General features: G+C 74.6%; 18 protein-coding genes and 1 pseudogene. All 19 read right to left on the reverse strand.

Features of this window, described 5'->3' with window-relative positions; genetic code table 11:
- Positions 1-301: 301 nt before the first annotated feature.
- Positions 302-1,999 carry an AMP-binding protein gene (locus AB0K60_RS12780; protein WP_364052461.1) on the reverse strand — a complete coding sequence of 566 codons (1,698 nt, stop codon included), beginning with the start codon at positions 1,997-1,999 and terminating at the stop codon, positions 302-304.
- 2 nt (positions 2,000-2,001) lie between these two features.
- The gene (locus tag AB0K60_RS12785; RefSeq protein ID WP_364052464.1) at positions 2,002-3,207 is read right to left on the reverse strand and encodes a cytochrome P450; all 1,206 of its coding nucleotides are present in this window, start codon (positions 3,205-3,207) and stop codon (positions 2,002-2,004) included.
- 57 nt (positions 3,208-3,264) lie between these two features.
- A complete protein-coding gene (asnB, locus tag AB0K60_RS12790) occupies positions 3,265-5,106 on the reverse strand; it encodes an asparagine synthase (glutamine-hydrolyzing) (protein WP_364052467.1) in 1,842 nt (613 codons plus the stop codon).
- A gap of 16 nt (positions 5,107-5,122) precedes the next feature.
- Entirely contained in the window at positions 5,123-6,751 is a 1,629-nt protein-coding gene (locus AB0K60_RS12795) for a methyltransferase (protein ID WP_364052470.1), read from the reverse strand.
- Positions 6,741-8,123 (reverse strand): class I SAM-dependent methyltransferase, encoded by a 1,383-nt coding sequence (locus AB0K60_RS12800; RefSeq protein WP_364052472.1) that lies wholly within the window; start codon positions 8,121-8,123, stop codon positions 6,741-6,743. The genes AB0K60_RS12795 and AB0K60_RS12800 overlap by 11 nt, the downstream gene beginning before the upstream one ends.
- 47 nt (positions 8,124-8,170) lie before the next feature.
- A complete protein-coding gene (locus AB0K60_RS12805) occupies positions 8,171-8,416 on the reverse strand; it encodes a hypothetical protein (protein WP_364052475.1) in 246 nt (81 codons plus the stop codon).
- Positions 8,413-9,555, reverse strand: a complete 1,143-nt coding sequence (locus AB0K60_RS12810; protein ID WP_364052478.1) for a saccharopine dehydrogenase NADP-binding domain-containing protein — start codon at positions 9,553-9,555, stop codon at positions 8,413-8,415. The genes AB0K60_RS12805 and AB0K60_RS12810 overlap by 4 nt, the downstream gene beginning before the upstream one ends.
- Positions 9,552-12,053, reverse strand: coding sequence for a methyltransferase (locus tag AB0K60_RS12815; RefSeq protein WP_364053469.1), 2,502 nt, complete (start codon positions 12,051-12,053; stop codon positions 9,552-9,554). Before AB0K60_RS12815 ends, AB0K60_RS12810 begins: the two co-directional genes overlap by 4 nt.
- Positions 12,047-12,337 carry a hypothetical protein gene (locus tag AB0K60_RS12820; RefSeq protein ID WP_364053472.1) on the reverse strand — a complete coding sequence of 97 codons (291 nt, stop codon included), beginning with the start codon at positions 12,335-12,337 and terminating at the stop codon, positions 12,047-12,049. Before AB0K60_RS12820 ends, AB0K60_RS12815 begins: the two co-directional genes overlap by 7 nt.
- Positions 12,338-12,506: 169 nt before the next feature.
- Positions 12,507-15,308, reverse strand: a pseudogene (locus AB0K60_RS12825) (amino acid adenylation domain-containing protein); the annotation flags it as partial.
- 330 nt (positions 15,309-15,638) lie between these two features.
- Positions 15,639-16,355, reverse strand: a complete 717-nt coding sequence (locus AB0K60_RS12830; protein ID WP_364052481.1) for a VOC family protein — start codon at positions 16,353-16,355, stop codon at positions 15,639-15,641.
- Positions 16,356-16,425: 70 nt separating this feature from the next.
- On the reverse strand, positions 16,426-17,580 hold the full coding sequence (locus tag AB0K60_RS12835) for a Gfo/Idh/MocA family oxidoreductase (RefSeq protein ID WP_364052484.1): 1,155 nt from the start codon (positions 17,578-17,580) through the stop codon (positions 16,426-16,428).
- A complete protein-coding gene (locus AB0K60_RS12840) occupies positions 17,577-18,926 on the reverse strand; it encodes a salicylate synthase (protein ID WP_364052487.1) in 1,350 nt (449 codons plus the stop codon). The genes AB0K60_RS12835 and AB0K60_RS12840 overlap by 4 nt, the downstream gene beginning before the upstream one ends.
- Positions 18,927-19,163: 237 nt before the next feature.
- A complete protein-coding gene (locus AB0K60_RS12845) occupies positions 19,164-19,910 on the reverse strand; it encodes an alpha/beta fold hydrolase (protein WP_364052490.1) in 747 nt (248 codons plus the stop codon).
- Between the two features lie 155 nt (positions 19,911-20,065).
- Positions 20,066-21,517, reverse strand: a complete 1,452-nt coding sequence (locus AB0K60_RS12850; protein WP_364052493.1) for an ABC transporter ATP-binding protein — start codon at positions 21,515-21,517, stop codon at positions 20,066-20,068.
- Positions 21,518-21,522: 5 nt separating this feature from the next.
- Positions 21,523-22,311 carry an energy-coupling factor transporter transmembrane component T gene (locus tag AB0K60_RS12855; protein WP_364052496.1) on the reverse strand — a complete coding sequence of 263 codons (789 nt, stop codon included), beginning with the start codon at positions 22,309-22,311 and terminating at the stop codon, positions 21,523-21,525.
- A 319-nt stretch (positions 22,312-22,630) separates the two neighbouring features.
- Positions 22,631-23,257 carry an MptD family putative ECF transporter S component gene (locus tag AB0K60_RS12860; RefSeq protein WP_364052499.1) on the reverse strand — a complete coding sequence of 209 codons (627 nt, stop codon included), beginning with the start codon at positions 23,255-23,257 and terminating at the stop codon, positions 22,631-22,633.
- A gap of 32 nt (positions 23,258-23,289) precedes the next feature.
- A complete protein-coding gene (locus AB0K60_RS12865) occupies positions 23,290-25,032 on the reverse strand; it encodes an ABC transporter ATP-binding protein (RefSeq protein WP_364052502.1) in 1,743 nt (580 codons plus the stop codon).
- The gene (locus AB0K60_RS12870) at positions 25,029-26,798 is read right to left on the reverse strand and encodes an ABC transporter ATP-binding protein (protein WP_364052505.1); all 1,770 of its coding nucleotides are present in this window, start codon (positions 26,796-26,798) and stop codon (positions 25,029-25,031) included. The genes AB0K60_RS12865 and AB0K60_RS12870 overlap by 4 nt, the downstream gene beginning before the upstream one ends.
- Between the last annotated feature and the right edge of the window lie 159 nt (positions 26,799-26,957).

Below are 26,957 nucleotides of genomic sequence, written 5' to 3' on the forward strand. Positions count from 1 at the left end.
ACGGCATCGACGTCCGCCCGGCGGGCGGGAGGGCCGGCATACGACGCGGGCTCCCGGCCGTCGGTGGAGGGCCGGCTGCGTCGGGCTCTCTCGCCTCGCGGGCGGGTGGGACGACGGCACGCGCGGCCTTGGCTCACGCCCCACCGGAGGAAGGCCCGACAGCGCCGCTCGGGACCCTCACGCCGTGCCCGGCGGGCGGTCGCGTTGAGCGAGGGCACATTTGCCGATCTTTCCGAGGGGGCGCGAGGGAAGTCATCGACGACCCGCACCCGGAGGAAGACACGACAGCGCGCCCGGGCCGTCACGCCGTTCCCGGCGAGCGATCGCGTTGGGCGAGGGCGCGTTTGTCGATCTTTCCGAGGGGGGTGCGGGGGAAGTCGTCGACGATCCGCACCCGGTCGGGGAACTTGTACGCGGCGACGCCCAGATCCGTCAGGTGCCGCACGAGGTCGCGGCGGGTGGGTGGCTCGCCCCTGGGGATCACATAGGCGCAGCTTCGCTCCCCCATCACCTCGTCGGGGATGCCGACGAGGGCCACGTCGCGGACGGCCGGGTGCGTCATGAGCAGGCCCTCGACATCCTCGGCCGGGATCTTGTCCCCGCCCCGGTTGATCACGTCCTTGACCCGGCCCTCCACCACCAGCTCCCCGCCCGGCAGCCGCCGCACCAGGTCGCCGGTGCGGTAGAAGCCGTCCGGGGTGAAGGCGGTCGCGTTGTGCGCGCGCACGTCCTCGCCCGCGCCGAAGTAGCCGCGCAGCGTGTACGGCCCGCGCACCTGCAGCTCGCCGGCCTCGCCCGGCGGCACCGGGCGCCCGGCCGCGTCCACGATCCGCACCTCGTCGTCGGCGGCGAGCGGCCTGCCCTGGGTCTCGCACACCACGTCGTCGGGGTCGTCCACGCGGGTGAAGTTGAGCAGGCCCTCGGCCATGCCGTACACCTGCTGCAGGGCGCAGCCGAGCACGGGCCGGACGCGGCGCGCGGACGCGGCCTTGAGCCGGGAGCCGCCGACCTGGAGCAGCCGGAGGCCGCGCAGATCCGGGCCGAGCGCCTCCGCCGCGTCGAGCCACATGAGCGCCAGCGGCGGCACCAGGGCGGTGACGGTGACCCGCTCCCGCTCGATCAGCGTGAACGCGGTCTCGGGGTCACCGGAGGGGGCGAGCACCACGGTGCCTCCGGTGGCGAGCGTGCCAAGCACGCCGGGGCAGGCGAGGGCGAAGTTGTGCGCGACCGGCAGCGCGGCGAGATAGCGGTCGTCCGGGCCGAGGCCCGCAACCCGCGCGCTGGCCCGCAGGTTGTACTCGTAGTCGTTGTGCGTACGCGGGATCAGCTTGGGCGGTCCGGTGGTGCCGCCGGACAGCAGGAGCAGGGCCACATCGTCCGGCCTCGGCCCGGACAGGGCCACGTCGCCCGGACCCGACCCGGAAAGGACCACGTCATCCGGGCCCGGCTCGGACCCGGCCTCCCCGGCGGTGGCGGCGGGCCGGTCCAGCTCGCCGAACGCGGTGAACTCGGCGGCGTCGCCTACCACGATCACGTGCCGGACCGCAGGGACGCGCTGCCGGAGGGCGCGGGCCGAGGGGCGGTGGTCGAATCCCGCCCACACGTCGGGGATGACGTACGCGACCGCCGAGGCGAGCCGGGCGAGGTGCGTGATCTCGGTGTCCCGGTGCGGCGGCAGCGCGAGCACGGGCACCACCCCGATCCGGAAGAGCGCGAAGCACAGCGGTACGAATTCCGCGACGTTGGGCAGGTGCACGAGCACCCGGTCGCCGTCGGCGATGCCCCGGCCGCGTAGCCCGGCGGCGACCCGGTCGGCCCACGCGTCCAGCTCGCGGTAGGTCCAGCGGCGCTCGCCGTCCACGAGCGCGACGCGGTCCGGCCAGGTCCGGGCGCTGTCCCGGAGCACGGTGCCGAGCGGGCGGTCGCGCCAGTAGCCGCGCGCCCGGTAGCGGTCGGCGAACTCCTGCGGCCATCCGGTGAATCCGTCGAGTACGGCCATGCTCACCGCATCCTCAGCACCAGGGACTCCAGCCCGTGCATGGAGGTGCTGTACCGCCAGCGCGGCCGCTCGGCCTCGGCGACCGGCTCGATGTGCGCGAAGCGGTCGAGCAGCCTGCCGAACGCGATCTCGCCTTCGAGCCGGGCGAGCGGCGCCCCGACGCAGTAGTGGATGCCGTGGCCGAAGGCGAGGTGCCCGCCGACCGGCCGGGTGATGTCCAGCCGCTCGGGGTCGGGGAACCGGGAGCCGTCGCGGTTGGCGGCGAGCCAGGAGACCATCACGAACTGACCGGCCGGGATCGTCACGCCGCCGAGCTCGACCGGCTCGGTGGTGTAGCGCGGCGAGGACAGGTTGTTCGGCGTCTCGTACCGCAGCAGCTCCTCGATCGCCTGCGGCAGCAGCGTGCGGTCGGCGCGCAGCAGGGCGAGCTGGTCGGGGTGGGCCAGCAGGGCGCGCATGCCGCTGCTGATGAGGTTCACGGTGGTCTCGAAGCCGCCGGTGAGCAGCACGAGCACGGTCGAGATCAGCTCGGGGCGGGAGAACCCGGTGCCGCCGTCGGAGACCCGCACCAGCTCGGTAAGGAGGTCGGCGGCGGGCTCGGCCCGTTTGACCTCCACGAGCCGGCCGAGGTAGTCGGCCATCTTCATGGACGCCGCCCCGATCTCGTCGGGGGTGGTGAGCGAGACCATCGTGTGCGACCAGGCGATGAACTCGTCCCGGTCCTCGTACGGGATGCCGAGCAACTCGCAGATGACCCGGATCGGCAGCGGGTAGGCGTACTCGTGCAGCAGGTCCACCTCGTCGCGGCCGGCCATCGCGTCGAGCAGCTCGTCGGCGATGTGCTCGACGCGGGGGCGCAGCCGGGCGACGGCGCCCGCGGTGAACACCTTCGTGACGAGCCGACGCAGCCGGGTGTGGTCGGGTGGGTCGAGGTTGAGCAGGTTGAGCGCCAGGTCCTCGGAGAACCGGCTCGGCTCGCCCTCGCCCAGGCGCAGCCGCTCCAGCCGGTCGAAGACGCGGTGGCTGCTCAGCCGCGGGTCGGTCATCGCCGCGCGGGCCTCCTCGTACCCGGTGACCAGCCACACGGGCAGGCCTCCGGGCAGCACGACGAAGCGGACGGGGGTGGCCTCCCGGATCGACGCGGCGATCTCGTGGGCGTTCTGGATGAAGTCGTCGTCGAGCGTGAGCGGTTCGGACGTCGGTGACATGAGGGCTCCTTCCGTGCGGGCCGTGCGGGCCGTCCGGTACGGCCCGGCGTCGGCGGCTCAGCCGAGCCGCAGCTCGGGGCGGTAGATGTCGAGCCAGTGGTAGAGGTCGAGGACGCGTTCCAGGCCGGTCCGGGTCGCCCCGGTCACCGTCGCCGGGTCGCGCCGGACGATGTCGTGCACCCAGGCCGGGTCGACGATCTCGAAGGTCGGGTGGCCGGCCTCGGCGAGCACGTCGCGCGCCTGCCGCTGCAGCGCCGCGGCATAGCCGTCGTCCTGGGTGGACGGGTAGGGGGACTTGCGCCGCTCGGTGACCGAGCGGGGCAGCAGGTGGCCGGCGGCCCGCAGCAGCAGGCCCTTCTCCCGGCCGTCCAGGGTCTTCAGCGACCAGGGGGTGTTGTAGACGTACTCGACGAGCCGGTGGTCGGCGAACGGCACCCGCACCTCCAGGCCGACGGCCATGGACATGCGGTCCTTGCGGTCGAGCATCGCCCGCACCAGCCGGGTCAGGTGCAGGTGGCCGATGACGCGCATGCGGCGCTCGAAGGGGTTCTCGTCCGGCGGGCACTCGACCCGGGCCACGGCCGTCGCGTACTCGTCGGCGACGTACGCGGTGATGTCGAGGGCGCGGCGCAGTTCCGGGCGCAGCAGGTCGGTGCGGTCGGCGGTGTAGGTGTTCTGGAACGCCAGCCAGGGGAAGGTGTCGGCGTCCCGCGCCGCCGGGTGGTGGAACCAGATGTAGCCGCCGAACAGCTCGTCGGCGAACTCGCCGGACAGCGCCACCGTCGACTCGGCGCGGATCGCCCGGAACAGCAGGTACATCGACGAGTCGATGTCGCCGAGGCCGATCGGCATGTCGCGGGCGGAGACCACGGCCCGGCGCAGCGCGGGGTCGGCGAGCTCCCGGGAGTCGAGCAGCACGTCGCGATGCTCGGTGCCGACGTGCGCGACCACGTCCCGGACGAACGGCGAGTCGGGCGCCTCGCGGAACTCGTCGGGCCGGAACGACTCCTCCAGCCCGGCGAAGTCGACGGAGAACGTGCGCGCCTTCTCGCCCCGGCCGCGCATCTCGACGGCGGCGAGCGCGGTGACCACGCTGGAGTCGAGGCCGCCGGAGAGCAGCACGCACTGCGGCACGTCGGCGACCATCTGGCGGGGGACGATGTCGGCGAGCAGCTCGCCCACCCTGCCGGCGGTGGCGTCGGCGTCGTCGGCGTGCGGCCGGGGCTCCAGGCGCCAGTAGTCGCGGCGCCGTACGCCGTCCCGGTCCACCGTGACCACGGTGCCGGGCTCGACCTCGTACATGTCCTTCCACAGCGACCAGCCGGGCGCCTTGGTGAAGCCGACCAGCTCGCGCAGGCAGCCGGTGTCGACGACCCGCCGGAAGGCGGGGTTCGCCAGGATCGCCTTCGGCTCGGAGCCGAAGATCACTCCGTCGGGGGTGCGGTGGTGGTAGAGCGGCTTGACCCCCATGCGGTCCCTGACCAGCAGCAGCGTCTGCGTCCGTTCGTCCCAGACGGCGAACGCGTACATGCCGTTGAGGCGCTCGGCGACGGCGTCGCCCCATTCGAGGTAGCCGCGCAGCACCACCTCGGTGTCGCCGTCGGTGCGGAACCGGTGGCCGCACCGCCGCAGCTCGACCCGCAGCTCACGGTAGTTGTAGGTCTCCCCGGAGTAGACCAGCGCGACGGTCCCCTGCGGGGTCTCGGCCGTCATCGGCTGCCGTCCTCCCGGCAGGTCGAGTACGGCGAGCCGCCGGTGCCCGAGCGCCGCATGACGGCGGACGAACACGCCGCCCTCGTCCGGCCCGCGCGCGGTCATGGTCGCGGTCATCCGCTCGATGACGTCGGTGCGTGCGGTCAGGTCGGCGTCGAACGCCACCCATCCAGCGATGCCACACATTGCACAGCCCTTCGTGTCACAGTTGCGCGAGGTCGGGCGAAACGGCGCCGGGGCCGTCGCCGGTCGTGGCGGCGAACACACGGTGCCCGAGCCGCTCCAGTGGATGGCCCGCGCCGGGAAGCGTCACGGCCCGCCGCAGCCCGGCACGGTCGAGGACCGCGTGCCACTGGTCGAGCGTGAGGAAGGTCGCCCCCGTCTCGGCCCGGCCGTCGCCGGGGTCGGCCATCATGAAGGCCAGCGAGGTCATCACCCAGTACTCCTCGACGGTGGGCTCGCTCAGCACCAGCCAGCCGCCGGGCGCGAGCAGCCCGGCGAGCCACCGGACCGAGGCGTCGGTGTCGCGCGCCGCGTTCAGCACGCCGCCGCCGACCACGACGTCGAAGGAGCCCGGCGCGTACCCCTGGGGCCCGGGGTCGGCGTCGATGTCGAGGCGGGCGAAGCGCACCCAGGCGCGGTCGCGCAGCCGTTCCCGGGCCCGGTCGAGGAAGTAGCGCGAGACGTCCGTGTAGAGATAGTCGGCGGCGACGCCGTCGAGGGCGGGCAACACGGCCTCCGTCGTCGCCCCGGTACCAGCGCCGACCTCCAGGATCCGCACCGGCCCCCGCTCCGACCCCTGCACCGGACGCCCCTCCGGCCCCCGCTCCGGACCCCGCTCCGGACGCCCCTCCGGCCCCCGCTCCGGACGCCCCTCCGGCCCCCGCTCCGGACCCCGCTCCGGACGCCCCTCCGGCCCCCGCTCCGGACGCCCCTCCGGCCCCCGCTCCGGACGCCGCTCCGGCCCCTGCTCCGGACGCCGCTCCGGCCCCTGCTCCGGACGCCGCCGCCGGGCGATCTCGGCGACCAGGGCGGCCACCGCGCCATGCTGGTAGCGGGCGGTGACGCTCTCCCGGTAGAGGGCTCGGGCGAGGCGCATGCCGCCCTCGGGGAACAACAGCATGAACGCGGGCACCGCGCCGGTCATCAGGTCCGGCAGCCGCTCGGCGTTGCGGCGGGCGTACTCGATGGTGAGCGCGGCGCCCATCGCCGCCCGCCACTCGGTTCCAATCCAGGCCCACGCCCGGTCAAGCGCCGGCCCGGTCGCCTCGGCCGCGCCCGGCGTGGCGCACAGCCAACCGCCGTCCTCGGCGAGCAGCCCCTCCCGGGTGAGCACGGTCAGCCAGCGGCGTATCAGGCCGCGGTGCTCGGGCACGACATGCGCCCGGGTGAGGACCTCCTGGACCGTGTGCCGATCCCCGGGCGCGGTGAACAGGCCGCGGCGGCGCAGCGCGTCAAGCATCGACGCCAGCGCCACCCGGCCGAGCCGTTCGATCGCGGCCACGGCACGGTCGAGGTCAACGTCCGCGAGCGCACGGTCGGCGGCGTCCGACGCGGCCCGCGTCAAGGCGGCCACGTCCTGGGCAGGGCTCATCGCCGCCACCTCCTCTCCATCGCTCGCCCGCTTGGGCTCTCCATCGCCCACCCACTCGGGCTCTCCACCGCCCACCCACTCGGGCTCTCCACCGCCCACCCACTCGGGCTCTCCACCGCCCACCCACTCGGGCTCTCCATCGCTCGCCCGCTCGGGCGGGCACCGCCGTACGAGCGGGCCGCCCCGGCCGCCGGGAAGCCCCGGCCCCACTCGTCCCGCCGCCCGGTCAGCGGGCATCGGCCCAGAACAGGTGCTGGCCCGCGGCGGCGAGCGGATCGTCGGCGTCGGGAAGCGCGCAAACCGGGGTGAATCCGGCCGCAGCGAGTTCCCGGTACCAGCCGTCCGAATCGAGGAAGACCTCGCCGCGGGCGGCGCGCCGGTCGGCCTCCCCCGGCCGGGTACGGCCTGGCGGGGCGGACAGCAGAAACTGCATCGAGGTGAGGATCACGTGGTTCTCCCGGATGGACTCGGTAAACACCAGCGCCCCGCCAGGGCGCAGGAGACGGCGAATGCGGCCGAGGGTGCGGCCGATGTTGACGGCGTTGTGCAGCACGTTCGCCGCGAGCACCACGTCGGCATTTCCGGGCGTCATCGCCCACGCGGCCAGGTTGGCGTTGATGTCGAGCAGGCGGTAGGACAGCCGGTCGCCGAAACGCTCCCGGGCCGCGGTGGTGAAGGCCCGTGAGACGTCGGTGAACACGTAGTCGGTCGGGACTCCATCCAGCGCCCGCAGCACGGCGGCCGTGGCGGCCCCGCCGCCTCCGCCCAGCTCAACGATGCGCGGCGGCGCGGGTCCGCGCTCCGCCAGTCGGCGCAGCAAACGACCGCAGGCCGCGTTCAGGTAGTCGGTGAAGACGTTGTCCTGATAGGCGGCGAGCGCGCCGAGCACGTCCCCGTCGCGGAACAGCAACTGCTGAACGGTCACCTCGTCACGGACCAGCTCGCCGAGCCGCGCGAGCGCCTCCGCGTGGAAGCGCGCCATCAGGGGCGGGAACCCGAGGGCCGCGTATCCGTCGCGAAGCAGCGCACCCACGTCACCCGCGCCCTCCGACGCCACGTCGCCCGACACGACGGGAGCCGCGCGACGCGGCATGTCGACGCCCTCGGCATTCCTCGCCCCGGCGGCCGACACGCCAAGTGCCCGGTAGCGCGCCCCTTCGTCTTCCGCATGACCTGGCCTGTCATCCGGCACATCGGAGGCCGGGCGACACACACCCACGCCTCCCGCCTCCCCCGACCTGTCGCCCCGCATATCGGAAGGCGGGCAGCGCCTCCCCATGCCATCGGCGCTTTCGGCATCCTCCGGCCCGTCGTCCGGTACGCGAGGAGGCAGGTAGCGCTCACCCTTCCGGGCGAGCGCGCCCTCCGCTTCGAGAGCAGTGAGCCATCGGCCGACCAGCCAGACGTGCCGGGGAGCGGCGCGCAGCGCGGCGGCGACCTCCTCGGCCGTCTTCGCCGGTCCACCTGGCGGCAGCGCGCCCTCGGCCGCGAGCAGCGCCCGGATCGCCCGCAGGCTGACGCCCTCCAGCCGACGCAGCGCCCGAGGGAACATCTCCGGGTCGGGTCCGCGCACGGCGGCGAGACCGGCGTGATGCGCCTGCGCAACCACGTCCCGCAGACCAGGCGACGCGATATCCGCACCCGTGAGCCACGACGTCACAGCACACCCTCCTCGACGACGACCTCCTCGGCCGCCTTCGCCGGTCCACCTGGCGGCAGCGCGCCCTCGGCCGCGAGCAGCGCCCGGATCGCCCGCAGGCCGACGCGCTCCAGCGGGCACAGCGCACGGGGGAACGTCTCCGGGGGTCTGAGCACGGCGGCGAGACCGGCGTGATGCGCCTGCGCCACCGCCTCCCGCAGGCCGGGCTGCGCGATGTCCGCGCCTGTGAGCCACGACGTCACAGCACACCCTCCTCGACCAGGGACAGGCGGTCGATCGTGGTGTCGAGCAGCGACAGGGTGACCGGGACGGGACCGGCGCGAAGCCGGTTGATCGTGGTAACCGGGTCGAGCACGTCTGCGGCGAAGTGGCGGCCCGGTGGGACCTCCCCGCGCGCCGCCGCCACCGCGGACAGCGCGGTGACCGCGCCGGTGAGTTCGCCGCTGCCCGGTCCGCGGCACAGGACCGTGCGGCTTGCCGGCGTTCCGTCCACTACGCCGTCGAGTTGGGCGAGGAACACGGCGAACGGCGTGCGCCCGGCGGCGTCGAGGCGGGCGGCCTCGCATAGGGCGGTGACGGCCTGCTCCCGGTCGAGGGTGTGTACCCGGTCGAACGCGACGCGCACGTGCTCGCCGACGAGCGCGGTGTGCCAGTCGCCGTGGGACAGGCCCAGCGCCTCGGCGAGCCGTACTCCCTCGGTGTCGAGGTACGGGAGCAGGGTGGCCTCGGCGGGGAGGAACGGGAGCGTGACACCGGTCCTGCGGGTGAGCGTCCGTGGGCGGGGGCCGTCCCGCCAGGCGGCGAGCGGCCGGGTCACCCCGTCGTCGGCGCCGCGCACGTAGTCGTCGGCGGCGGTCCGGGTGAAGCGGTCGAGCACCGCCAGGTAGGCGGTGAGCGATCGCACCTGGTCGAAGGCGTGCGCCGCCCACCGGGGCAGCAGGCCGGTCAGCCCGGGTCGCAGGCCCGCCGACAGCACCACGGCACGGCCCCGGGCGGTAGCGTCCGGACCGAGCAGGCGATGCAGCGCGTCGTCGCCTCCGGCGTCGATGTAGTGCGCGCCCGCGCGTGATGCGGCCCAGGCGGCGCGGTCGGCGATCGACCGGGAGGGGCCGGAGCAGTTCACGAGCACGTGGCAGCCCGCCGCGAAGCGGTCCAGCGCGCCGTCGTCGTGGCAGTCCACCGGTACGGCCTCCGCCTCGCCGTGCAGTTCATCGCGGACGAACCGCCGGGCCGCGGCGAGGTCCCGCCCGCCGACCCGCAGCCGGTGACCGCCCAGGCGGCGCAGGAAGCGGGCGGCGTGGCCGCCGACGTCGCCGTACCCGCCGATCAGGCCGATCACCGGTTCGGTGGCCGTCGCCGGTTGCGCGCGGGCGGCGCTCATGCCGGGCTCCGGCGCAGCGGGGCGGCCAGGTGGTCGGCCACCGTGGACAGGTGGGGCGGCTCGATCACGCTGAAGTGGTTGCCTGCGACGTCCACGAGGCGGAACTCGCCGAGGCAGATCTCCTTCCAGAAGTTCGCGGTGAGGTGGGTGACGCCCGCGGTGATGCCGAACGACTGCGCCTCGGTGGCGCGCAGGAACGTGATGTCGCCGGCGTACGGCTCGGGGTCGAAGCGGGAGGCCATCATGCTGTGCCGGCACACCCGGAACAGGCTGGGCACGAGTTCGGGGCCGACCGGCACGCCGGCCCGCTCGGCCGAGGCCCTGGCGTAGGCGGCGAGCCGTTCCCCCTGGCTGAGCGCACTTCGCGCGCGTACCGCGGCGGCCACCGCGTCGAGGCCTAGGTCGCCGCCCAGCCGGGCGAGCGCGCCCGCCGGAACCCTGTTACCGTGCTCGGCCATGAGGAGATCGATGGCCCGGTACACGTCTGCGGGGTCCACCTCCTCGCCGAAGACGGCGGCCACCGGGTCGAGGCCGAGGTTCGGCACGAAGATCGACTCGTAGGCGAGTTCCTCGTCGGTCTCGACGAACATCGGGATGCTGTCGACGAGGGTGAGGTCGGCGATCTCGACTCCGCGTTCCAGCAGCCGCCGCCCCACCTCGACGGCGAGCAGCCCGCCCAGGCAGTAGCCGACGAGCTGGAACCGGGTGTGGCCGTCGGCGATCAGGGACTCGGCGTAGTCGTCGGCGGCGCGGGCGATCAGCCGCTTCGGCTCGATCGCGCAGTACGCGTCGGCGTCGGCGACGGCCACGCCGACCACCGGGCCGAGGTCCTGCGCCACGAGCTCCCGCCCCAGCGACTGGAAGTAGTCCATGGTGCCGAGCGCGGCGTGAAACAGTACGCGGACCGGGCCGTCGGGGCCGCCGCCGAAGGGGACCAGCAGGGTGTTGCCGTACGCGCCGCGCCGCGCCCCGGAGGCCGTGCCCGTCTCGGCCGACGCGGGCCCGCCCGGGCCGACCTCATCACCGTGGTCGCCATAGTCGCCGTGGTCGCCGTGGTCGCGGAGTGCACGGAGGGCGCGGGCGAGCGCGGCGACGGTGGGCTCGTTGAGCATCTGCCGCAGCAGGGTGTCGTAGGCGACGCCGGACGCCTCCGGCACCTCCTCCCGCAGCCGCCCGGCCATCCGGGCGAGCACCAGCGAGTCCGCGCCGTGGTCGTAGAGGTTCTCGTCCGGGCCGATCCGGGGCAGGCCGAGGGCGTCCGCCCACATCCGGCCGAGCCGCGCCGTCAGGTCGTCGGAGGAGGCGTCGGGTTCGGACGCGGTCGTCCACGCGGGCGCGGCGGGCCGCCAGCTCGCCAGCACCTTCCGGTCGATCTTGCCGTTGCCGGTGACGGGGAGCGCGTCGACGATCTGCAGCGGCGCGGGGATCATGTGCGCGGGCAGCCGCTCGGCGAGGAACGCGGCGAGCTCGTCCGCGCGCAGGTCCCGCCGGTCGGTCCCGAAGCGCGCCGCGAGCACGTGCATGCCGTGGGCCGCCAGGGGCTCGTCGTCGGCGGGCAGGCACACCACGGTCTCGCCGCCCGCGTCCGCGATCGCGTCCGCCCACTCCCGCCGGGAGAGCAGGGTGGTACGGCCCCGCGTCCGGTCGCCGCCGTCCGGGGTCATCATGAAGCCCTGGGTGAGCAGGATGTGCGGCAGGTCGGCGGTCGGCTCGGTGAACACCAGCCAGCCGCCGGGCGCCAGCAGCTCGGCGGCCGTCGCCACCGCGCGGCGGGGGTCGCGGGCGCTGTTCAGCACCCCGGCCGCCAGCACCACGTCGAACGAGTTCGGCGTCAGCCCCTGGGCGCGCGGATCCCCGTCGAGGTCGAACATCCCGAACCGGACCCATGGCCGCGCGCCGAACCGCTCCTTCGCCTCCGCCAGGAAGAACGGTGTGACGTCGGTGAACAGGTAGTCGGCGGCGGCCCCGTCGAGCGCGGGCAGGACGGCGGCGGTCGCGGCGCCGGTGCCCGCGCCGACCTCCAGCACCCGCAGCCGCCGACCGCCGCCCCTCGCCGCCGCGATCTCGCGCACCGTGGCCGCCGCGACGGCGTTCAGGTGGCGGGAGATGGCGTCGTCGCGGTACACGGCGTGGGCGAGCTCCATCCGGCCCTCCGGGAACAGCAGGTCGAACGGGTTCTGCTCGTCCTCAAGCAAGGCGTCGAGCCGCTCGACGTGGGCCAGGTGGTAGCGCACGAAATCCGGGGTGCACATGCCGTGCGCGCACTGCCGCTCGACCAGCCGCCACGCCTCCTCGACGGTCCGCCGGTCGGCGGGACGGCGCAGCGTGTAGCCGCCCGTGCCCGGGTCGCGGTCGAGCCGGCCCGCGTCGGCGAGCAGCTCCAGCCACCGCCGTACCAGCCAGTGGTGCCGGTCGTGCACCCGCGCCGCACGCGGCACGTCGTCGGCGGTGACCGGCTCCGCGTCGAACGCCCCGCGCTCGCACAGCACGTTCACCATGGCCGCGAGGGACGCGTCGTGCAGCAGGCGCACGTGCTCGGCGACCCGGCCCGCGTCCAGCCCTGCGGCCTGCTCGGCCGCGAACCGCCGCACCGCGGCCACGACCGCCGCGCTCTCCCGGTCCGTCGCGCCACGGTCCGACGCGCCGCAGTCCGTCGCAGAGGTGTCCGACGCGCCACGATCCGCCGCACCGTGGTCCGACGCGCCACGATCCGCCGCACCGTGGTCCGACGCGCCACGATCCGCCGCTCCACGATCCGCCGCACCGTGGTCCGACGCGCCACGGTCCGTCGCGCTCGGATCGTCGGATGGGCCGTCGTATCCGGCCGTACGGGCGGGCACGGCGAAGCCGAGGAGGACCGGGTCGGTGCGGGGGTCGCCGGCGACCACGGCCGCGGCGGCGCCGACCGCCGGGTGGGCGAGCATCGCCGCCTCTACCTCGCCCAGTTCGATCCGGTGGCCGCGGATCTTCACCTGGTCGTCCTCGCGGCCGAGGAACTCGATCTCGCCGCCCGGCAGGTATCGGCCGAGGTCGCCGGTGCGGTAGAGCCGCTCCCCGGAACGGGGGTGGGTGACGAACCGGGCGGCGGTCAGTTCGGCGTCGCCGAGGTAGCCCTCGGCGAGTCCGGCGCCGCCGATGTACAGCTCTCCGGGCACCCACACGGGTGCGTCGCGCAGGTCCGCGTCGAGCACGTGGAAGCGCTGGTTGGCGAGCGGCCTGCCGTACGGGATGCTCGTCCAGGCCGGGTTCACGTCCTCGATCGGGTGGTAGATCGACCAGATCGCCGCCTCGGTCGCGCCGCCCAGCGAGACCGGCGACATGCCGGGGGCGAGCGGCCGGACGCGGGCCGGGAGGGTGACGGGGATCCAGTCGCCGGACAGCAGGCCCAGCCGCAGGGAGCCAAGGCCGGGTCGCCGCCCCGGGTCCTCCGCCTTCAGGTAGTCGGCGAGCATGCCGAGCTGGGCGGGGACCGAGTTCCACAGGGTCACGCCGTGCTCGTCGATCAGGTGAGCCCAGTGCGAGGGGTCGGCGCGGCGGGCGGGGTCGGGCAGCACGAGGGCGGCGCCGACGGACAGCGGCCCGAAGATGTCGTAGACCGACAGGTCGAAGCCGAGCCGGGCCACGCCGAGCACGCGGTCGGCGGCGGTCACGCCGAACCGGCGGTTGATGTCCGCCACGGTGTTCAGCGCCGCCCGATGGCTGATCATCACGCCTTTCGGGTGGCCGGTGGAGCCGGAGGTGTAGATGACGTACGCCAGGGCCCCGGGGTCGCCCGGTTCCACCGCCGGGCGTACGGGCGCCGGAGGGAGGGCGTCGACGCGGATCGCGCGGGTTCCCTCGGGCCACTCGGTCGCGGCGCACACCGACGACTGGGTGAGCACCCGCACGGCACCGCCGTCACGCAGCATCCGCTCCCGGCGCAGCCTCGGCTGGGCGGTGTCCACCGGCAGGTACGCCGCGCCCGCGAGCAGCACTCCGAGGACCGCGATCACCTGCTCGGCGCCCTTGTCCATGACGATCGCGACCCGCTCGCCCGGTGCCGTGCCGTCCGCGCGGAGCGCGTCGGCGACCGCGGCGGCCCGCCGTACCAGCTCGTCGTAGCCGAGCGTGCCGGACGGGCCGATCACCGCCGGGGCGTCGGGGGTGCGCTCGGCCTGGCGGAGCACGGCGTGGTGGAGCAGCCCATCCGGCAGGGGTGCGTCGGTGGCGTTGGCGCGCGTACGCTCCTCGGTTTGCCACCGCGGGAGCGGGACCGGCTCCCGGTCGTGCCAGGCGGCGTCGGTGGCGGGGTCGGCGAGCGCGGTCAGCAGGGACCGCATCGCCGCGAACATGTCCTCGACGAGCCCGGCGGGGAAGATCCCCTCGCGCACGTCCCAGTTGACCTCGAGACCGTCGGCGTCGTCGGTCACCTGGCAGTCGATGAACACCTGCGGAGTCTGGGTGATGCCGTACCCGGCGCGTCCGCCGCCGGGCGGGCGGCCGCCGGGGCCGACGCCGATGCCGCTGGTGAACACGATCGGCATGAGCGCCGCCTCGCGCCCGCGCCGCCTGGCGATCTCCCGCATCACCTCCACGCCCGAGCAGAGCCGGTGGTCGAGGTCGGCGAACAGCCGCTCCGCGATCCGGGACGCCCGCTCGCCGAGCGTACGGCCGTCGCCGGGCTCGACGGCGAGCAGGCTCACCGACGTGAAGTCCCCCACCAGGCGATCGACCTGGGGGTGCAGCGGCAGCCGGTTCAGCAACGTGAGGTTCACGGTGAAGGCGGGGTGTCGGCTCCATCGGCGCAGCACCGCCGCGTACGCGGCGATCAGCGCGGCGGCCGGGGTGGCGCCGTGCTCGCGGGCGCGCTCGGCGAGACGGGACCAGTCCGCGGCGCTCAGGCGGGTGTGGTGGCGGCGGAACCGGGCCGGGCCGTCCTGGGCGGCGGCGGTGACGGGCAGCTCGGGCGCGGGCGGCAGTTCGTCGACCCGGCCGAACCAGTAATCCCGGTCACGCCGGTAGCGGGCGGTCTCACGCATCCGTCGTTCGGCGAGCAGGTAGTCGCGAAAGCCGATGTCGAGCGGCGGCAGCACGGCGGCGGGGGCGGCGAGCAGCGTGTCGAGCTCGGCGAGCAGCACGCCCGCGCTCGCCCAGTCGGCGATGAGCGAGTCGATCGAGATGTGCAGCACGTCGCCGTCGCCGGTACGGGTGACGCGCAGTTCGAACAGCGGCCACTCGTCGGTCCGGTACACGCGGTGCCCGAGCTCGGCACGCACCTGGTCCAGGTGGGCCGCGACCCGCCCGGCGGAGGCGTCGAGCAGGTCGGCGACGGCCACGCGGTACCTCGGCACGCTCGGCAGCACCCGCTGGCGGGCGTCCTGCTCGATCACGGCGCGCAGCATGTCGTGCCGTTCGATCAGGACATTCCAGGCGTGCTCCAGCCGGGCCGGGTCGAGGCGCGGGTAGGTCACCTCGAGGTAGCCGTGGCAGGCCACGCCGCCGTAGCCGAAGGGCTCGCGGCGGCCCAGCAGGTAGGCGGTCTGCACGTCGGTGAGCGGGAACGGCTCGTGGCGTGCGGCGGCATCCGGGATGAGGGCGGTCTCGTCCCGTTCCCGGGCGAGCAATGCGACGATCTCCGCCTTGGCCGCGCGCAGCGCCGCCTGCCGTTCTTCGGTCAGCAGCCCCCGGGGCGCGCGAAACCGGAGCCGCCCGGCGTCCACCCACAGGTCGACGCCGAGTCCTCGCAGTTCAGAGATGATCTCGGCTGCGCTCATGCGCGGCTTCCTCCTCGTGGATCGCTATGGGATGCGTTCGAGGCGCGGATCGCGCCGCCCGTCCGTGGCGATGTCCGCCGTCGTCTCCTGCGGCTCGGTGTGCGCCGACCGAGGTCCGCGTCGTCCGCCCGCCGGTCGCCGTGGGGACGCCGCCGCGGCCGTGCCGCCACTGGACCCGAGCCGGGCGGGCGCCGCGCCCGGGGCGAACGGCGTCCGGCGCTCGCCATCCCCGGCAGCGGCCATCGGGCCGCTTTGGGATGGGCCATGTCCAGGTCGTCTAGGTCGTTAAGGTCGTTAAGGTCGCCAATCTGTCGCCACGACATCGGCCGCTCACCCGCCTTCCCTGCGGCCATGAGGCAAGACGGCAGGCCGTACCAGGGCACCATGGGTGAGGGCCGGGTCCGGATCGGCGCGGAGCCCGGCGATTTCCACCGCCAGGACGGCGGTGGCGGGCGCGGGCTCGACCCGGAAGGTGGGGTCGCCGGCGGTGATGAGGTCGAAGGCGGCGCGGTCCTCGTCGCGGACGCCCATGTGCACGGCGGTGAGCGCGAATGCGCCGTTGGGGTGCGTGACCTCGGGATGTTGCGGCGGGTCGTATGGGGTGACGAGGAACGGGAGGCGGTTGTGGCGCGGGTAGGCGAACTGGAAGCGGGTCTTGGCGCCGTCCGGGCGGGTCCTGGTCCAGCGGACCCGCCTGCCCGTCGGGATCCCGGCGGCTCGCAGGCGGGCCAGCGGCCCGGTCAGATCGGGCGTGTCGACCACGACCGCGACGTCGCAGAATCCCTCGGCCTCGCGGGCCCAGCGGACCATGCGGCGGCCGGCGCCGCGTCCGGCGAGCAGCTCGATCGGCCAGGTGTAGAGGGCGGCACGGCGCGGCGGGCAGAGCAGTTCGATGATGGGTCCGCTGGGGAACCAGACGTGCGCGTGCCGGGCGGTGCGCTCCGCGGTCGCGTAGTCGACGGTGAAGCCGAGCCGCCGGTAGTCGCGGACCGCCTGGCGCAGGTCCCGTACGGCGAGCAGCACGTGGCTGCATCTGGTGGCTGTCATGATCGCCCTTCCTTGTCGGGCGTGGGTCGGGGGATCGGGCTGAGCGAGCCGCCGCGTCGGCGCGCGGCGCTCAGCGGGGGTCGCAGGTGGCGTGGGCGGCGTGGGCGGGGTGGGCGGCGTGGGCGGCGGCCGCGAGTTCGGCGGTCGGCACGGGTTCCGGCTCGTCAGGGGTGATCAGTTCGGGGAGCCCGATGCGGGCGGTGAGGTCGTGCCAGGCTCGGGCGACGCCGAGCGCCCACTGGCCGGCGCGGGCGCGCCGGGACGGCCGCTCGATGTCGCGGGCGAGGTCGCACAGCGCGGCGGCGACCGCCTCCGGCCACAGCTCGGCGAACACCTGGTGGTAGGTCCACATGCGGTCCTCGCCGAGGATCACGGTGCTCGGCACGCCGAGCCGGTCCGTGCCGGGCCCGTCCATGATCAGGCGTCCGGTTTCGTCTCGGGGGGCGTGCATGCGCGGGTTCCACAGCACCGGGCCGTGGGTGTCGGCGAGCGTGAGCACCCCTCCCTCGGCGCCGATCGAGATCCGGTGCAGCAGCAGCGAGTGGTTGTCGGGATCGTCGGGATGCACCTGATTCTGTACGCGCAGCGTCACCGGCACCCCGCCGATCACGGCGTGCAGGCTCTCGAACGGCTGCCGGACCGTGGCGAGCGCGCTCAGTTCCGCGTCCACGGGCTGGGGCGCGCCGAAGGACCACGGGCGCAGCCGTCCGGCCGCGCGGCCGAGCACGTCGAGCAGCGGATAGGCGACCTGGCTGTTGCAGGCCGCGTCGATGAACCGCAGCGGCAGGCGCCGGCGCAGAGCCGCCGCCGCGGCGAGGAACCGCCGGATCGGCCGGACGTACGGGTAGAGCGTGTTCACCGCGTACGCGGCGCCGCCCTCCCGTGCCGCCCGCAGGCACGACTCGATCTCCGCCGCGTGCACCGGATGCTCCTGCAGCACGTGGACGCCGCGGCGCAGCAGGCCCTGGGCGAGTTCCGCGCCCGGCCCACCGGTGGCGCCCGAGCGGACCACCACGCAGGCCACGTCCACGTCGCCGGGCACCTCGGCGACGCTCGTGTACAGCGGCACCCCGAGCGTGCGCGCGTACCGCCGGGAGAACTCGCCGCCGCGCGTCAGCAGGCCGGCGAGCGTGAACCGGTCCGGCCGCGACCGCACCGCGTCCACGTACACCCGCCCGAAGGAGGTGCCGGCGACCACGACCCGCAGCGGTGCCGGGCCGCTCACGACGCCCCGCCGGCCGGCACGAGGAACCGGGAGACGCTGCGCAGCTTCTCGCGGGTCTCCTCCAGCTCGCGCCCCGGGCTGGACTGGGCCACGATGCCCGCCCCCGCGCGCAGCCAGGTCCGGCCGCCGCGCCGGAACACGGTGCGCAGCACCAGCGCGGCGTCGATCGTGCCGTCGGCGTCGGCGGTGAGCACCGCGCCGCCGTACAGGCCGCGGTCGGTGCCCTCGTGCCTGCGGATCAGCTCGCACGCCGCCGCCTTCGGGATCCCGGACACGGTGACCGCCGGGAACAGGCGGGCGAGCGCGTCCCACGGGCCCGCGCCCGGTCTGAGCCGCCCGGACAGCTCCGACGCCAGGTGCTGCACGCTGCCGCGTTCCTTCACCGACATGAAGTCCCGCACCCGCACCGTGCCGGGCTCGCACACCTCCCCCAGTTCCTCGGCCGCGAGTCGTACCGAGATCGCGTGCTCGTACACCTCCTTGGCGTCGCGGTAGAGCTCCCGCCGGCGTGCCGCGTCGGCGGCGGCGTCGCCCTCGAACGCCCGGGTGCCGGCGAGCGGCTGGGTCGCCACCCACCCGTCCGCGGTCACCCGGACCACGATCTCGGGGCTGAAACCGGCCGCCTCCCAGCCGCCGAGGCGGAGCAGGAAGGAGCGGGCCGGGCTGTTGCCGCGGCGTCCGGCGAGGTAGGTCGCGGGCAGGTCGAGCCCGCCGTCGACGGGGACGGTCCGGGAGAGGATGACCTTCTCCAGCCGGCCCGCGCCGATCTCCCGCAGCGCCTCCCCGACCGCCTTGCGGTACGCGTCGGCGTCGTGGCCGTCGGCGTCGACGGCGACCCGTTCCGGGGCCGGGCCCGCCGCGCCGTCCCGGATCGCGCGGGCGAGCCGTTCCCGCAGCGCGTTCAGCCCGGCGTCGTCGTCCGCGCGCAGCTCGGCGACATCGGGGCCGAGCCGGATCTCCCAGCGGGGCACGGTCAGGTGGGCGACGGGGGTCGCGGGCGGCACCGGCTCGGGCAGGTGCAGCGCGTGGCTCAGCTCGAACGACAGCCACCCGTACGCCCGCCAGCCGGAGTACGGCAGGGCGTCCAGCGCTTCGCCGACCGCGTCGAGGGGCGATGAGCCCGGCTCGAACTCGCGTCGTTCGCCGCCGACGTCGAGCACCGCCCCGCCGCCTCGGGCGGTCACGGTCGCCTTCGCGCCCTCGGCCCAGCACACGGTGCCGTCGTTCTCATAGACCATGTACGGCCCGGCGGCGGCGCTCGCGAGCGCCGCCGCGGTGGCGAACCGGTCGGCGCGGAACGGGAGCCGGTGCACGCGGCGGCCGCGGTGACCAGCGGGGGATTTCACTCCGTCACTGCCTTTCTTCCCTCTGTCCGGCGCGATGTGATGTGTCGTCGTCTCGCCCCACGCCCCTGAATCGGTCGGGGTTCCAGGGAGCTGTCCGGCGCGACGTGATGTCTCGTCGTCCCGCCCCACGCCCCTGAATCGGTCGGGGTTCCAGGGAGCTGTCCGGCGCGATGTGATGTCTCGTCGTCCCGCCCCGCCCCCGGCCGGTGCCGGGCGACGGGCCGGGGCCGGAGCGGTTCAGGGCCGGATCGCGTCGGCCGCCTCGGGTGCGAGGAGTCCGAGCACCGCCGACCGCTGCGGTATCAGGTAGAAGTGGCCGCCGGGCAGGCGGCGCAGTGCGAACGTCCCGGTCGTGGTGTGCCGCCAGCCGAGCGCCCGCTCGGTGTCGACCTCGGTGTCCTCGGTGCCGATGACCGCCGTGATCGGGCAGGTCAGCAGGGTTCCGGCGCGGTGGCGGTAGGTCTCGGCGAGGCGGAAGTCCGACCGGATGGCGGGCAGGAACACCGCCCGGACGTCGGGGTCGCGCAGCAGCCTGCGGTCGGTGCCGCCGAGCCGTACCAGCTCCGCCACCACCTCCTCGTCCGGCCGCAGGTGGATGTCGCCCGCGGCGGGCTCGGTGGGGGCGCGGCGGCCGGACACCACCAGGTGGGCGGGCGCGACGCCGTACTCGCGGTGGAGGGTCCGCGCCGTCTCGTAGGCCACCAGCGCGCCGAGGCTGTGCCCGAACAGGACCAGCGGGCGATCCGCCAGCGGCACCAGATGCCGTGCCACGGCGGCGGCCAGCGTGTCCATGTCGCCGACGCACCGCTCGGTGAGGCGGTCCTCCCTGCCGGGGTACTGCACGGCCCAGATCTCGGTCTGGGGCGGCGCGGCCGTCGCCCAGGGGGCGAAGAAGCTCGCCGCTCCGCCCGCGTGCGGGAAGCAGACGGTCCGGTGGCTCGCCGACTCCCGGGCCAGGCGGCGCCGCAGCCATCGCTCGCTCACCCGGCACCTCACGGGATCCGGGCGGCATGCCGGCGCCGCGGCCGATGCCACTCGGCTCTCCGGCATGTCGCATTTCGAGCGCCATGTAGCCACATATCCTCTCGTTCCTCTCTCAGCCTGAATGAAAACGATTATCGTTGTCAATGTGGCCCATCTCACCCGGCGGGCGGCGGGCGCAGCCGCAGCTCGTGGTCGGCGGCGAGGGCGAGCAGGTCGGCGTCGTGGCTGATGAGCAGCACCACGGCGCCGGCGTCCGCCAGGTCACGCATGACCCGGGTGATGGAGCGCAGGTGGCGGTGGTCGACGCCGGAGCTGGGCTCGTCGAAGACGACGACGCGACGGCCGCTGAGCCGGGCCGCGGCGACCACGAGGCGCTGCTGCTGCCCGCCGGACAGCGACAGCGGATGCCTGGCGGCGAGGGATTCGAGGCCGAGGTCGGCCAGGAGCGCGCGGGCACGCGGCCCGATCGGCGCGTCGGCCGCCGCGCCCAGCCACAGCTCGGCTTCGACGCTGTCGGTGAAGAGCTGCCGCTGCACGTCCTGCATGACGATCGCGCTCTCCCGCAGCCGCCGGGCCCGGTTGAGCCGCCGCCCGGCGAGCAGCACCTCCCCCTCGTGCCGTCGCAGGCCGGTGACGACCCGGGCGAGGGTGCTCTTGCCGGCGCCGTTGGGGCCGGTGACGGCGGTGATCGCACCCGCCGGCAGGTACGCCTCGGCGATGTCGAGCACCCGCCGCCCGCGAAAGGCGCAGCGCACCCCGCGCAGGGCCAGCCCCTCCCCCGCCCCTGGCAGAGAGCCCGCGCCCCGGCCGCCGTCGCCGTCTCGGTGATCGACGCTCGGCCCGTGCGCGGGCACGGGGTCGGGGGCGGGGCGCGCCGGCGGTTCGATGCCGCGCAGGCCCATGGCCCGCAGGGCGTCGTCGCCGAGGGCGGCGAACTCCGCGCCCGTCCACTCGGCGTCGACGCGTCCGTCGCGCAGCAGGATGACGCGGTCGGCGACGCGGTGCAGGCGGTGCAGCCGGTGCTCGGCGATGACGACGGTGGCGCCGGCCGCGCGCAGCCGCCGTACGGTGTCGGTGAGGTGGTCGGCCGCGGCCTCGGAGAGGTTCGCGGTGGGCTCGTCGAGCAGCAGCACCGGCGGCCGGTGCACGGTCGCCGCCGCGCAGGCGACCCGCTGCTGCTGGCCGCCGGAGAGCTCCGGCAGCCGCCGGTCCAGGTACGGCGCGAGGCCGTGCTCGTCGATCACCTCGGCGACGCGCTCGCGCAGGCGCGCGGGTGGCTCGCCGAAGTTCTCCAAGGCGAAGGCGAGCTCGGCCTCGACCGAGTCGGTGAAGAACTGCCGCCGGGGATGCTGCAGCACGGTGCCGGTGTGGCGGCCGAGCAGGTCCAGCGTCGCCTCGTCGGTGCGCAGGCCGGCGACCCGCGTGGTCCCGTCGAGGCGGCCGTTGTGCAGGTGCGGGACGAGGCCGTTCAGCAGCCGCAGCGCGGTGCTCTTGCCGCAGCCGCTCGGCCCGCACAGCACGACCGTCTCGCCGGGCCGTACGTGCAGGTCGAAACCGTCGAGGGTAGGGGCGTCGGCGGCGGCGTAGGTCCACCGCACGCCCGCCACGCGGATCACGGCACCCCGCCCGTCAACGTGGCGGCGGCGAACGCCGCGACGAGCAACGCGACGGCGGCGTCGGCGAGACCGAACCGAGGCGGACGCATCGCGGTGGGCCGGACGCGGGAGCCGAGGCCGCGCAGCAGAGCGGCGGCGGACAAGTCCTCGGCTGCGCGCAGCGCCGAGGCGATGAGCGGCACGGCGAAGTACTCGATGCCGCGCACCGGGTGCCGCAGCAGGTTGCCCATACCGCCGATGCCGCGCAGCCGCATCGCGTCGCGCACGGCCCGCGCCTCGTCGGCGATCGTCGGCACGAAGCGCAGCATGACGGCGGCCGGGACGACGACGGCGCGCGGAACGCGGACGGCGCGCAGCGCCGCGGTGAGCTCGGCCGGCCGGGTGGTGCGCACCAGGTGCGCCGCGACACCGCCGACGGCGACCAGCCGCAGCAGGTAGGCGGCGCCGACGGCGACCATGGCGACGGCCGGGTGCGGCACGGCCCGCGGCAGCGTGTAGGCGACCACGGCGAGCACCGCGGCGGCGAGCGGCAGCCCGAGCGCGCGGGCCCAGGCGCGCTCGGCCACGGCCAGCAGCACCCCGAGAACGAGTACGGCGGGCACGAACGGCTCTCCGCCGGGCGACATGAGCACCGCGCTCGCCACGCCCACCAGGAGCATCTTCGTCCGCGGGTCGAGCCGCATCCCCCGGCTCGCCCCGCCTGCATGGTCAGCCTCGTCTTCCCGCCGCGCCGACACCGGCGCGGCGACGACCTCGGCGGAGCGATGCTCCGCGGCGGCGCTCACGGCCGACTCCGCACGGGACGCGGAGCACGCCGTACGAGACGGGGGAAGCGGCGCGCTGGACGGGCCGCACCTCGCGCCCGGCTCGAACCCTCTCGGACCAAGCCCGCTCGAACCGAATTTGCCCGGCCGAAATACGCTCGGCCCGAACCCGCCCGAACCGAACCTGCCCGGCCCAAACACGCTCGGCCCAAACACGCCCGGACCGAACCCGCTCGGCCCAAACACGCCCGGACCGAACCCGCCCGAACCGAACCCGCTCGGGTCGAACCCGCCCGGGTCGAGACGGCGGGCTCTGAAGATCGGGTGCGGGGCGTCCGCCTCACGCCAGGCCCGCCCGCTCGAAGTGCCTGCGCAGCAGCCGCAGCCCCAGCAGCCCGCCGAGCAGCCCGGCGACGACGGTGCAGACGTCGAAGGCGACGAGCACGCCGGGCGACAGGACCGCGTCCATCTGCGCGGCGTACTCCGGCCCCATCTGCCGCACCCCGGCGCTCGCGAGGTACTCCGACCGGGCGTAGAAGAGCGGCAGGAACGGGCCGGCGTACCAGGCGGAGTAGACGGCGTAGGCGAGTGCGCCCACCCGGCGGACCTGGTAGCGCCCGGCCAGCAGGATGACCTCGGCGAGCAGCGCGCAGCCGACGGTGAGCGCGAAGCTGATCGGGGGGTGGCCGGTGAGGAAGAACAGCCCGCCGGTGACGATCGCGAAGATCGTGACCATTCCGGCATGCCGCACCCGGGTGAGGAACAGCAGGAACGGGATCCCGGCGGCGACGATGCTCGCGAGCAGCGCGACGATCATCACGGTCGGGTTGACGAACCCGAGCATGTTCACGGCGAACACGATGACGATGTAGATGGCCGCGAAGACGCCGATGGTGATGAGGTCCTTCGGGCTCATGCGCAGGTCGAGCCCGCGCCCGGAAGGGGCCTTCGGGGTGGAGGTGGCCATGGGTTCCCTTCTGCTCGTGCCGTGGGAGGGGGTCACTGCAGTTGCCAGCCGCGGGCGCGTACCCGCTCGTTCCAGAAGCGCGCGTACGTGCCGCCCGCCGCCAGGAGGGCGTCGTGCCGCCCCTGTTCGGTGATCCGGCCGCGTTCCAGCACGAGGATGTGGTCGGCGGCCATGACGGTGGAGAGCCGGTGGGCGACGACGATGACGGTGCGGTCGCGGGCGAGCTCGCCGATCGCCTCGGCGACGGCGGCCTCGTTGACGGGGTCGAGGGCGGCGGTGGCCTCGTCCAGGAGCACGATCGGCGCGTCCTTCAGCAGGGCGCGGGCGATGGAGACGCGTTGCCGCTCGCCGCCGGACAACGTGCTCCCGGCCTCGCCGACGCGGGTGTCCCAGCCGTCGGGGAGCCGCTCGACGACCTCGTCGAGCCGGGCGATCCGGGCGACGCGCGCCAGCTCGGCGTCGCCGGCGTCGGGGGCGGCGAGCCGCAGGTTGTCGGCGATCGTGCCCTCGAACAGGTAGACGTCCTGGAACACCTGGGCGGTCAGCCGGGAGACGCCGGCGCTGCCGAGCTCCCGCACGTCCCGCCCGCCGATGCGTACGCTGCCCGCGTCCACGTCGAAGAACCGGCCGATGAGCGTGAGCAGGGTGCTCTTGCCGGCTCCGGACGGCCCGACGACGGCGGTGAGCGCGCCCTGCGGGAAGCACGCGTCCACCCCGTCGATGACGACGGCGCCGGGCTCGTAGCCGAAGCGGACACCGCGCAGCTCCACGTCGGCGCCGGACGGCTCGGCCGGGCGCTCCGGCTCCGGCAGCGGCGGTACGGCGAGCAGTTCCCGGACGCGGCGGATCGCGTCGGCGTTCAACTGCGCCATGCCGGCGAGCTCGCCCAGCGACGAGATCGGGTCCACCATGCGCAGGGTGACGACGAGCAGCCCGATCATCACGGGCAGGCCGAGGGTGCCGTCCACGGCGAGCGCCACGGTGAGCGCGATGATCCCGGTGATGACGAGCTGGAGCGTGCCGAAGAACGCGATCATTCCCCACGCGCCGCGGACGGTGAGCCGCGACTGGGATCCCTGCTGGCGGACGAGGGACTCCTCCAGGGTGCCCATCTCGGGCCGGTCGAGCACGCCGTACGCGCGCATCGTGGGCTGTTGGCGGGCGTACTCGACGATGCGCGAGGCGGTCACGCCGATGTCGTGCTCGTAGTCGTCGTCGTTGCGGCGCACCACGACCATGAGCACGCGCAGCGCCAGCGCGCACGCCACGGCGCCGACGGCGAACGCGACACCGACGCGCGGGTCCAGCAGGAAACTACCGACGATCATGGTGACGGGGGCGGTGACGCCCACCACCACGTGGCGCAGCAGGTGCGCGGGGACGTTGGCGACGTCCATCGTGCCCTTGCCGAGCATGCGCCCGACGGGCCCGGTGCGGTCGCCGCGAAACCAGCCGATGGGCAGCGTGGCGAGGTGGTTGCCGAGGCGGGTGTGGAAGCCGGTGAGCACGTCCGTGCCGACGAGGTAGCCGAGCGAGGTGCTCCAGGCGAGCAGCACGTGGTGGGCGACGACGACCGCGACGATCGCGCCGATCCACAGGGCGACCCTCCCGCCGTCGACGGGCGCGTCGAGCAGGGCCGCGATGAGCGGCGCGACCAGCAGGAATCCCGCCCCCTGCAGCACCCCCTGCGCGGCCTGCAGCAGCAGCATGGCGCTCAGGTGGCGCCGCCCGCGCTCGTCGAGCAGCTCGAACAGATGCCGCATCATCCGGATCATCGGCCGGCCTCCAGTTCCTCGGGCGCGCCGGCGCGCGCACGCCGGTCGTGTGCCCACAGCCGCGCGTAGAGGCCGTCGCGGGCGAGCAGCTCGTCGTGCACGCCCCGCTCGACGACGCGCCCGCCGTCGAGCACGACGATCTGGTCGGCGCCGCGGATCGTGCTGATCCGGTGGGCGATGACCAGCACGGTGCGGTCCCGCGCCACCTCGCTGAGGGCGTCCTGGATGTGCGCCTCGTTCTCGGGGTCGGCGCTCGCGGTGGCCTCGTCGAGGACGAGCACGGGCCGGTCGGCGAGGATCGCGCGGGCGATGCAGACGCGCTGGCGCTCGCCGCCGGACAGCTCGGCGTCCTCGCCGACGACCGAGTCGAGGCCGCGCGGCAGCTCCTCCAGCCGGTCGAGGACGCGCGCCTTGCGGGCGGCGTCGCGCACCGCGGCGTCGTCGGCGTCGGGGCGGCCGAGCCGGATGTTGTCCCGGATGCTCATCCGCAGCAGCGCCGCGTCCTGGAACACGAAGGCGACGTGCCGGTAGAGCTCGGCGGGGTCGATGCGGCGCAGGTCCACGCCGTACAGCCGCACCTCGCCCGCCACCGGGTCGTCGAACCGGGGCAGCAGTCTGGCGAGCGTCGTCTTGCCCGAGCCGGACGGCCCGACGAGGGCGGTGACGGTGCCGCGCTCCAGATCCAGGTCGACCCCGTCGAGCGCGACGGTGTCGCCGTACACGAACCGGACCCCGCGCATCCGCACCACCGGCCCGGGGGCGTCCGGGTCCGGTACGACGGGGTCGTCCGGCACCGGCAGCTCCGGGGTGGCGAGCAGTGCGCGGATGTCGCGGGCGACGCCGAGCGCGGTGACCAGCGGGTGCACGGACATCATGAGCGTCATGAACCCGGCGGTGGTGACGGTGCCGAACACCACGAAGGCGATGAAGTCCGGCAGCGGCAGCCCACCCGTCGCGGTGAGCACGCCGCCGGCGGCCGTGACGACGACGAGCACGCTCGGCGGCGAGATGAGGATCTCGGCGAGGACGGCGGCGCGGCTCGTCAATCGTGCCCAGTCCAGGAAGAACCGCGCGAACCGCCGCGAGACCTCCTGGAACCGTTGGCTTGCGACCCCGGGCGTGCCGAACGCCTTGACCACGCCGATGCCGTTGACGAACTCGACCGCCGCGCCGTTCAGCCGGGCCAGCCAGTCCATGAATTGGGGGTACTTGGTGCTCGCCCCGGCCATGGCGCGCTGGTAGGCGACGAGCCCGGCCGCGAGCGGCAGCAGGCCGGCCAGGGCCATCCGCCAGTCCACGGCGAACAGGTAGGCGATCGCGACGACCGGCGGCACGGCGGCGGCCGTGATCTCCACCACGGAGTGCGCGATGAGGTGGTGGAGGGCCGCGACGTCGTCCTCGACGGTCTTCTTCACGACGCCCGAGTTGCGGTCGGTGAACCAGCCGAGGGGGAGCCTGCGCAGCTTGCCGAGCAGTTCCCGGCGCAGGCGGAACGAGACCTGGATGTCGGCGAGGTGGGTCAGCACGCCCGCGCCGAAGGTGCCGAGCTGCTTGACCGCGAGCGCGACGAGCGCCACGACGATGACCGGCCACACGTCGGTGTCGCCGGACAGCAGGCGTCTGCTGATCTCGACGACGGCGACGAGCGGCGCCATGCCGGCGAGGGCGCTGACGCCGGTCAGCAGCCCGCAGCCGATGAGCGTGAGCCGGGCGGGAGCGAGCACGGACGGCGTCCGGGACACGCCCGGTTCCGCGGTGGTCACCATCAGCAACTCTCCGGATATTAGTTAGGTTAGGCTAAGCTAAGTTACTGGAGACAATAAACCCGCGCCGCCCGACAGATCCACCCCTCAAATCACGCCGGACACGACTTGGCCCCAACCGACCGCGCCGACCTCTGCGATCGAGGCGATCCTCATGATAAC

It is taken from the genome of Thermopolyspora sp. NPDC052614 (genome assembly GCF_040678635.1).
Classification (GTDB): Bacteria; Actinomycetota; Actinomycetes; order Streptosporangiales; family Streptosporangiaceae; genus Thermopolyspora.

What these genes read in the sequence shown, in the direction of transcription:
- AB0K60_RS12780 (WP_364052461.1), bottom strand. Translation starts at nt 1,999, where the DNA reads ATGGCCGTACTCGACGGATTCACCGGATGGCCGCAGGAGTTCGCCGAC.
- AB0K60_RS12785 (WP_364052464.1), bottom strand. Translation starts at nt 3,207, where the DNA reads ATGTCACCGACGTCCGAACCGCTCACGCTCGACGACGACTTCATCCAG.
- asnB (WP_364052467.1), bottom strand. Translation starts at nt 5,106, where the DNA reads ATGTGTGGCATCGCTGGATGGGTGGCGTTCGACGCCGACCTGACCGCA.
- AB0K60_RS12795 (WP_364052470.1), bottom strand. Translation starts at nt 6,751, where the DNA reads ATGCCCGCTGACCGGGCGGCGGGACGAGTGGGGCCGGGGCTTCCCGGC.
- AB0K60_RS12810 (WP_364052478.1), bottom strand. Translation starts at nt 9,555, where the DNA reads ATGAGCGCCGCCCGCGCGCAACCGGCGACGGCCACCGAACCGGTGATC.
- AB0K60_RS12815 (WP_364053469.1), bottom strand. Translation starts at nt 12,053, where the DNA reads ATGGTGAACGTGCTGTGCGAGCGCGGGGCGTTCGACGCGGAGCCGGTC.
- AB0K60_RS12830 (WP_364052481.1), bottom strand. Translation starts at nt 16,355, where the DNA reads ATGACAGCCACCAGATGCAGCCACGTGCTGCTCGCCGTACGGGACCTG.
- AB0K60_RS12860 (WP_364052499.1), bottom strand. Translation starts at nt 23,257, where the DNA reads ATGGCCACCTCCACCCCGAAGGCCCCTTCCGGGCGCGGGCTCGACCTG.
- AB0K60_RS12865 (WP_364052502.1), bottom strand. Translation starts at nt 25,032, where the DNA reads ATGATCCGGATGATGCGGCATCTGTTCGAGCTGCTCGACGAGCGCGGG.
- AB0K60_RS12870 (WP_364052505.1), bottom strand. Translation starts at nt 26,798, where the DNA reads ATGGTGACCACCGCGGAACCGGGCGTGTCCCGGACGCCGTCCGTGCTC.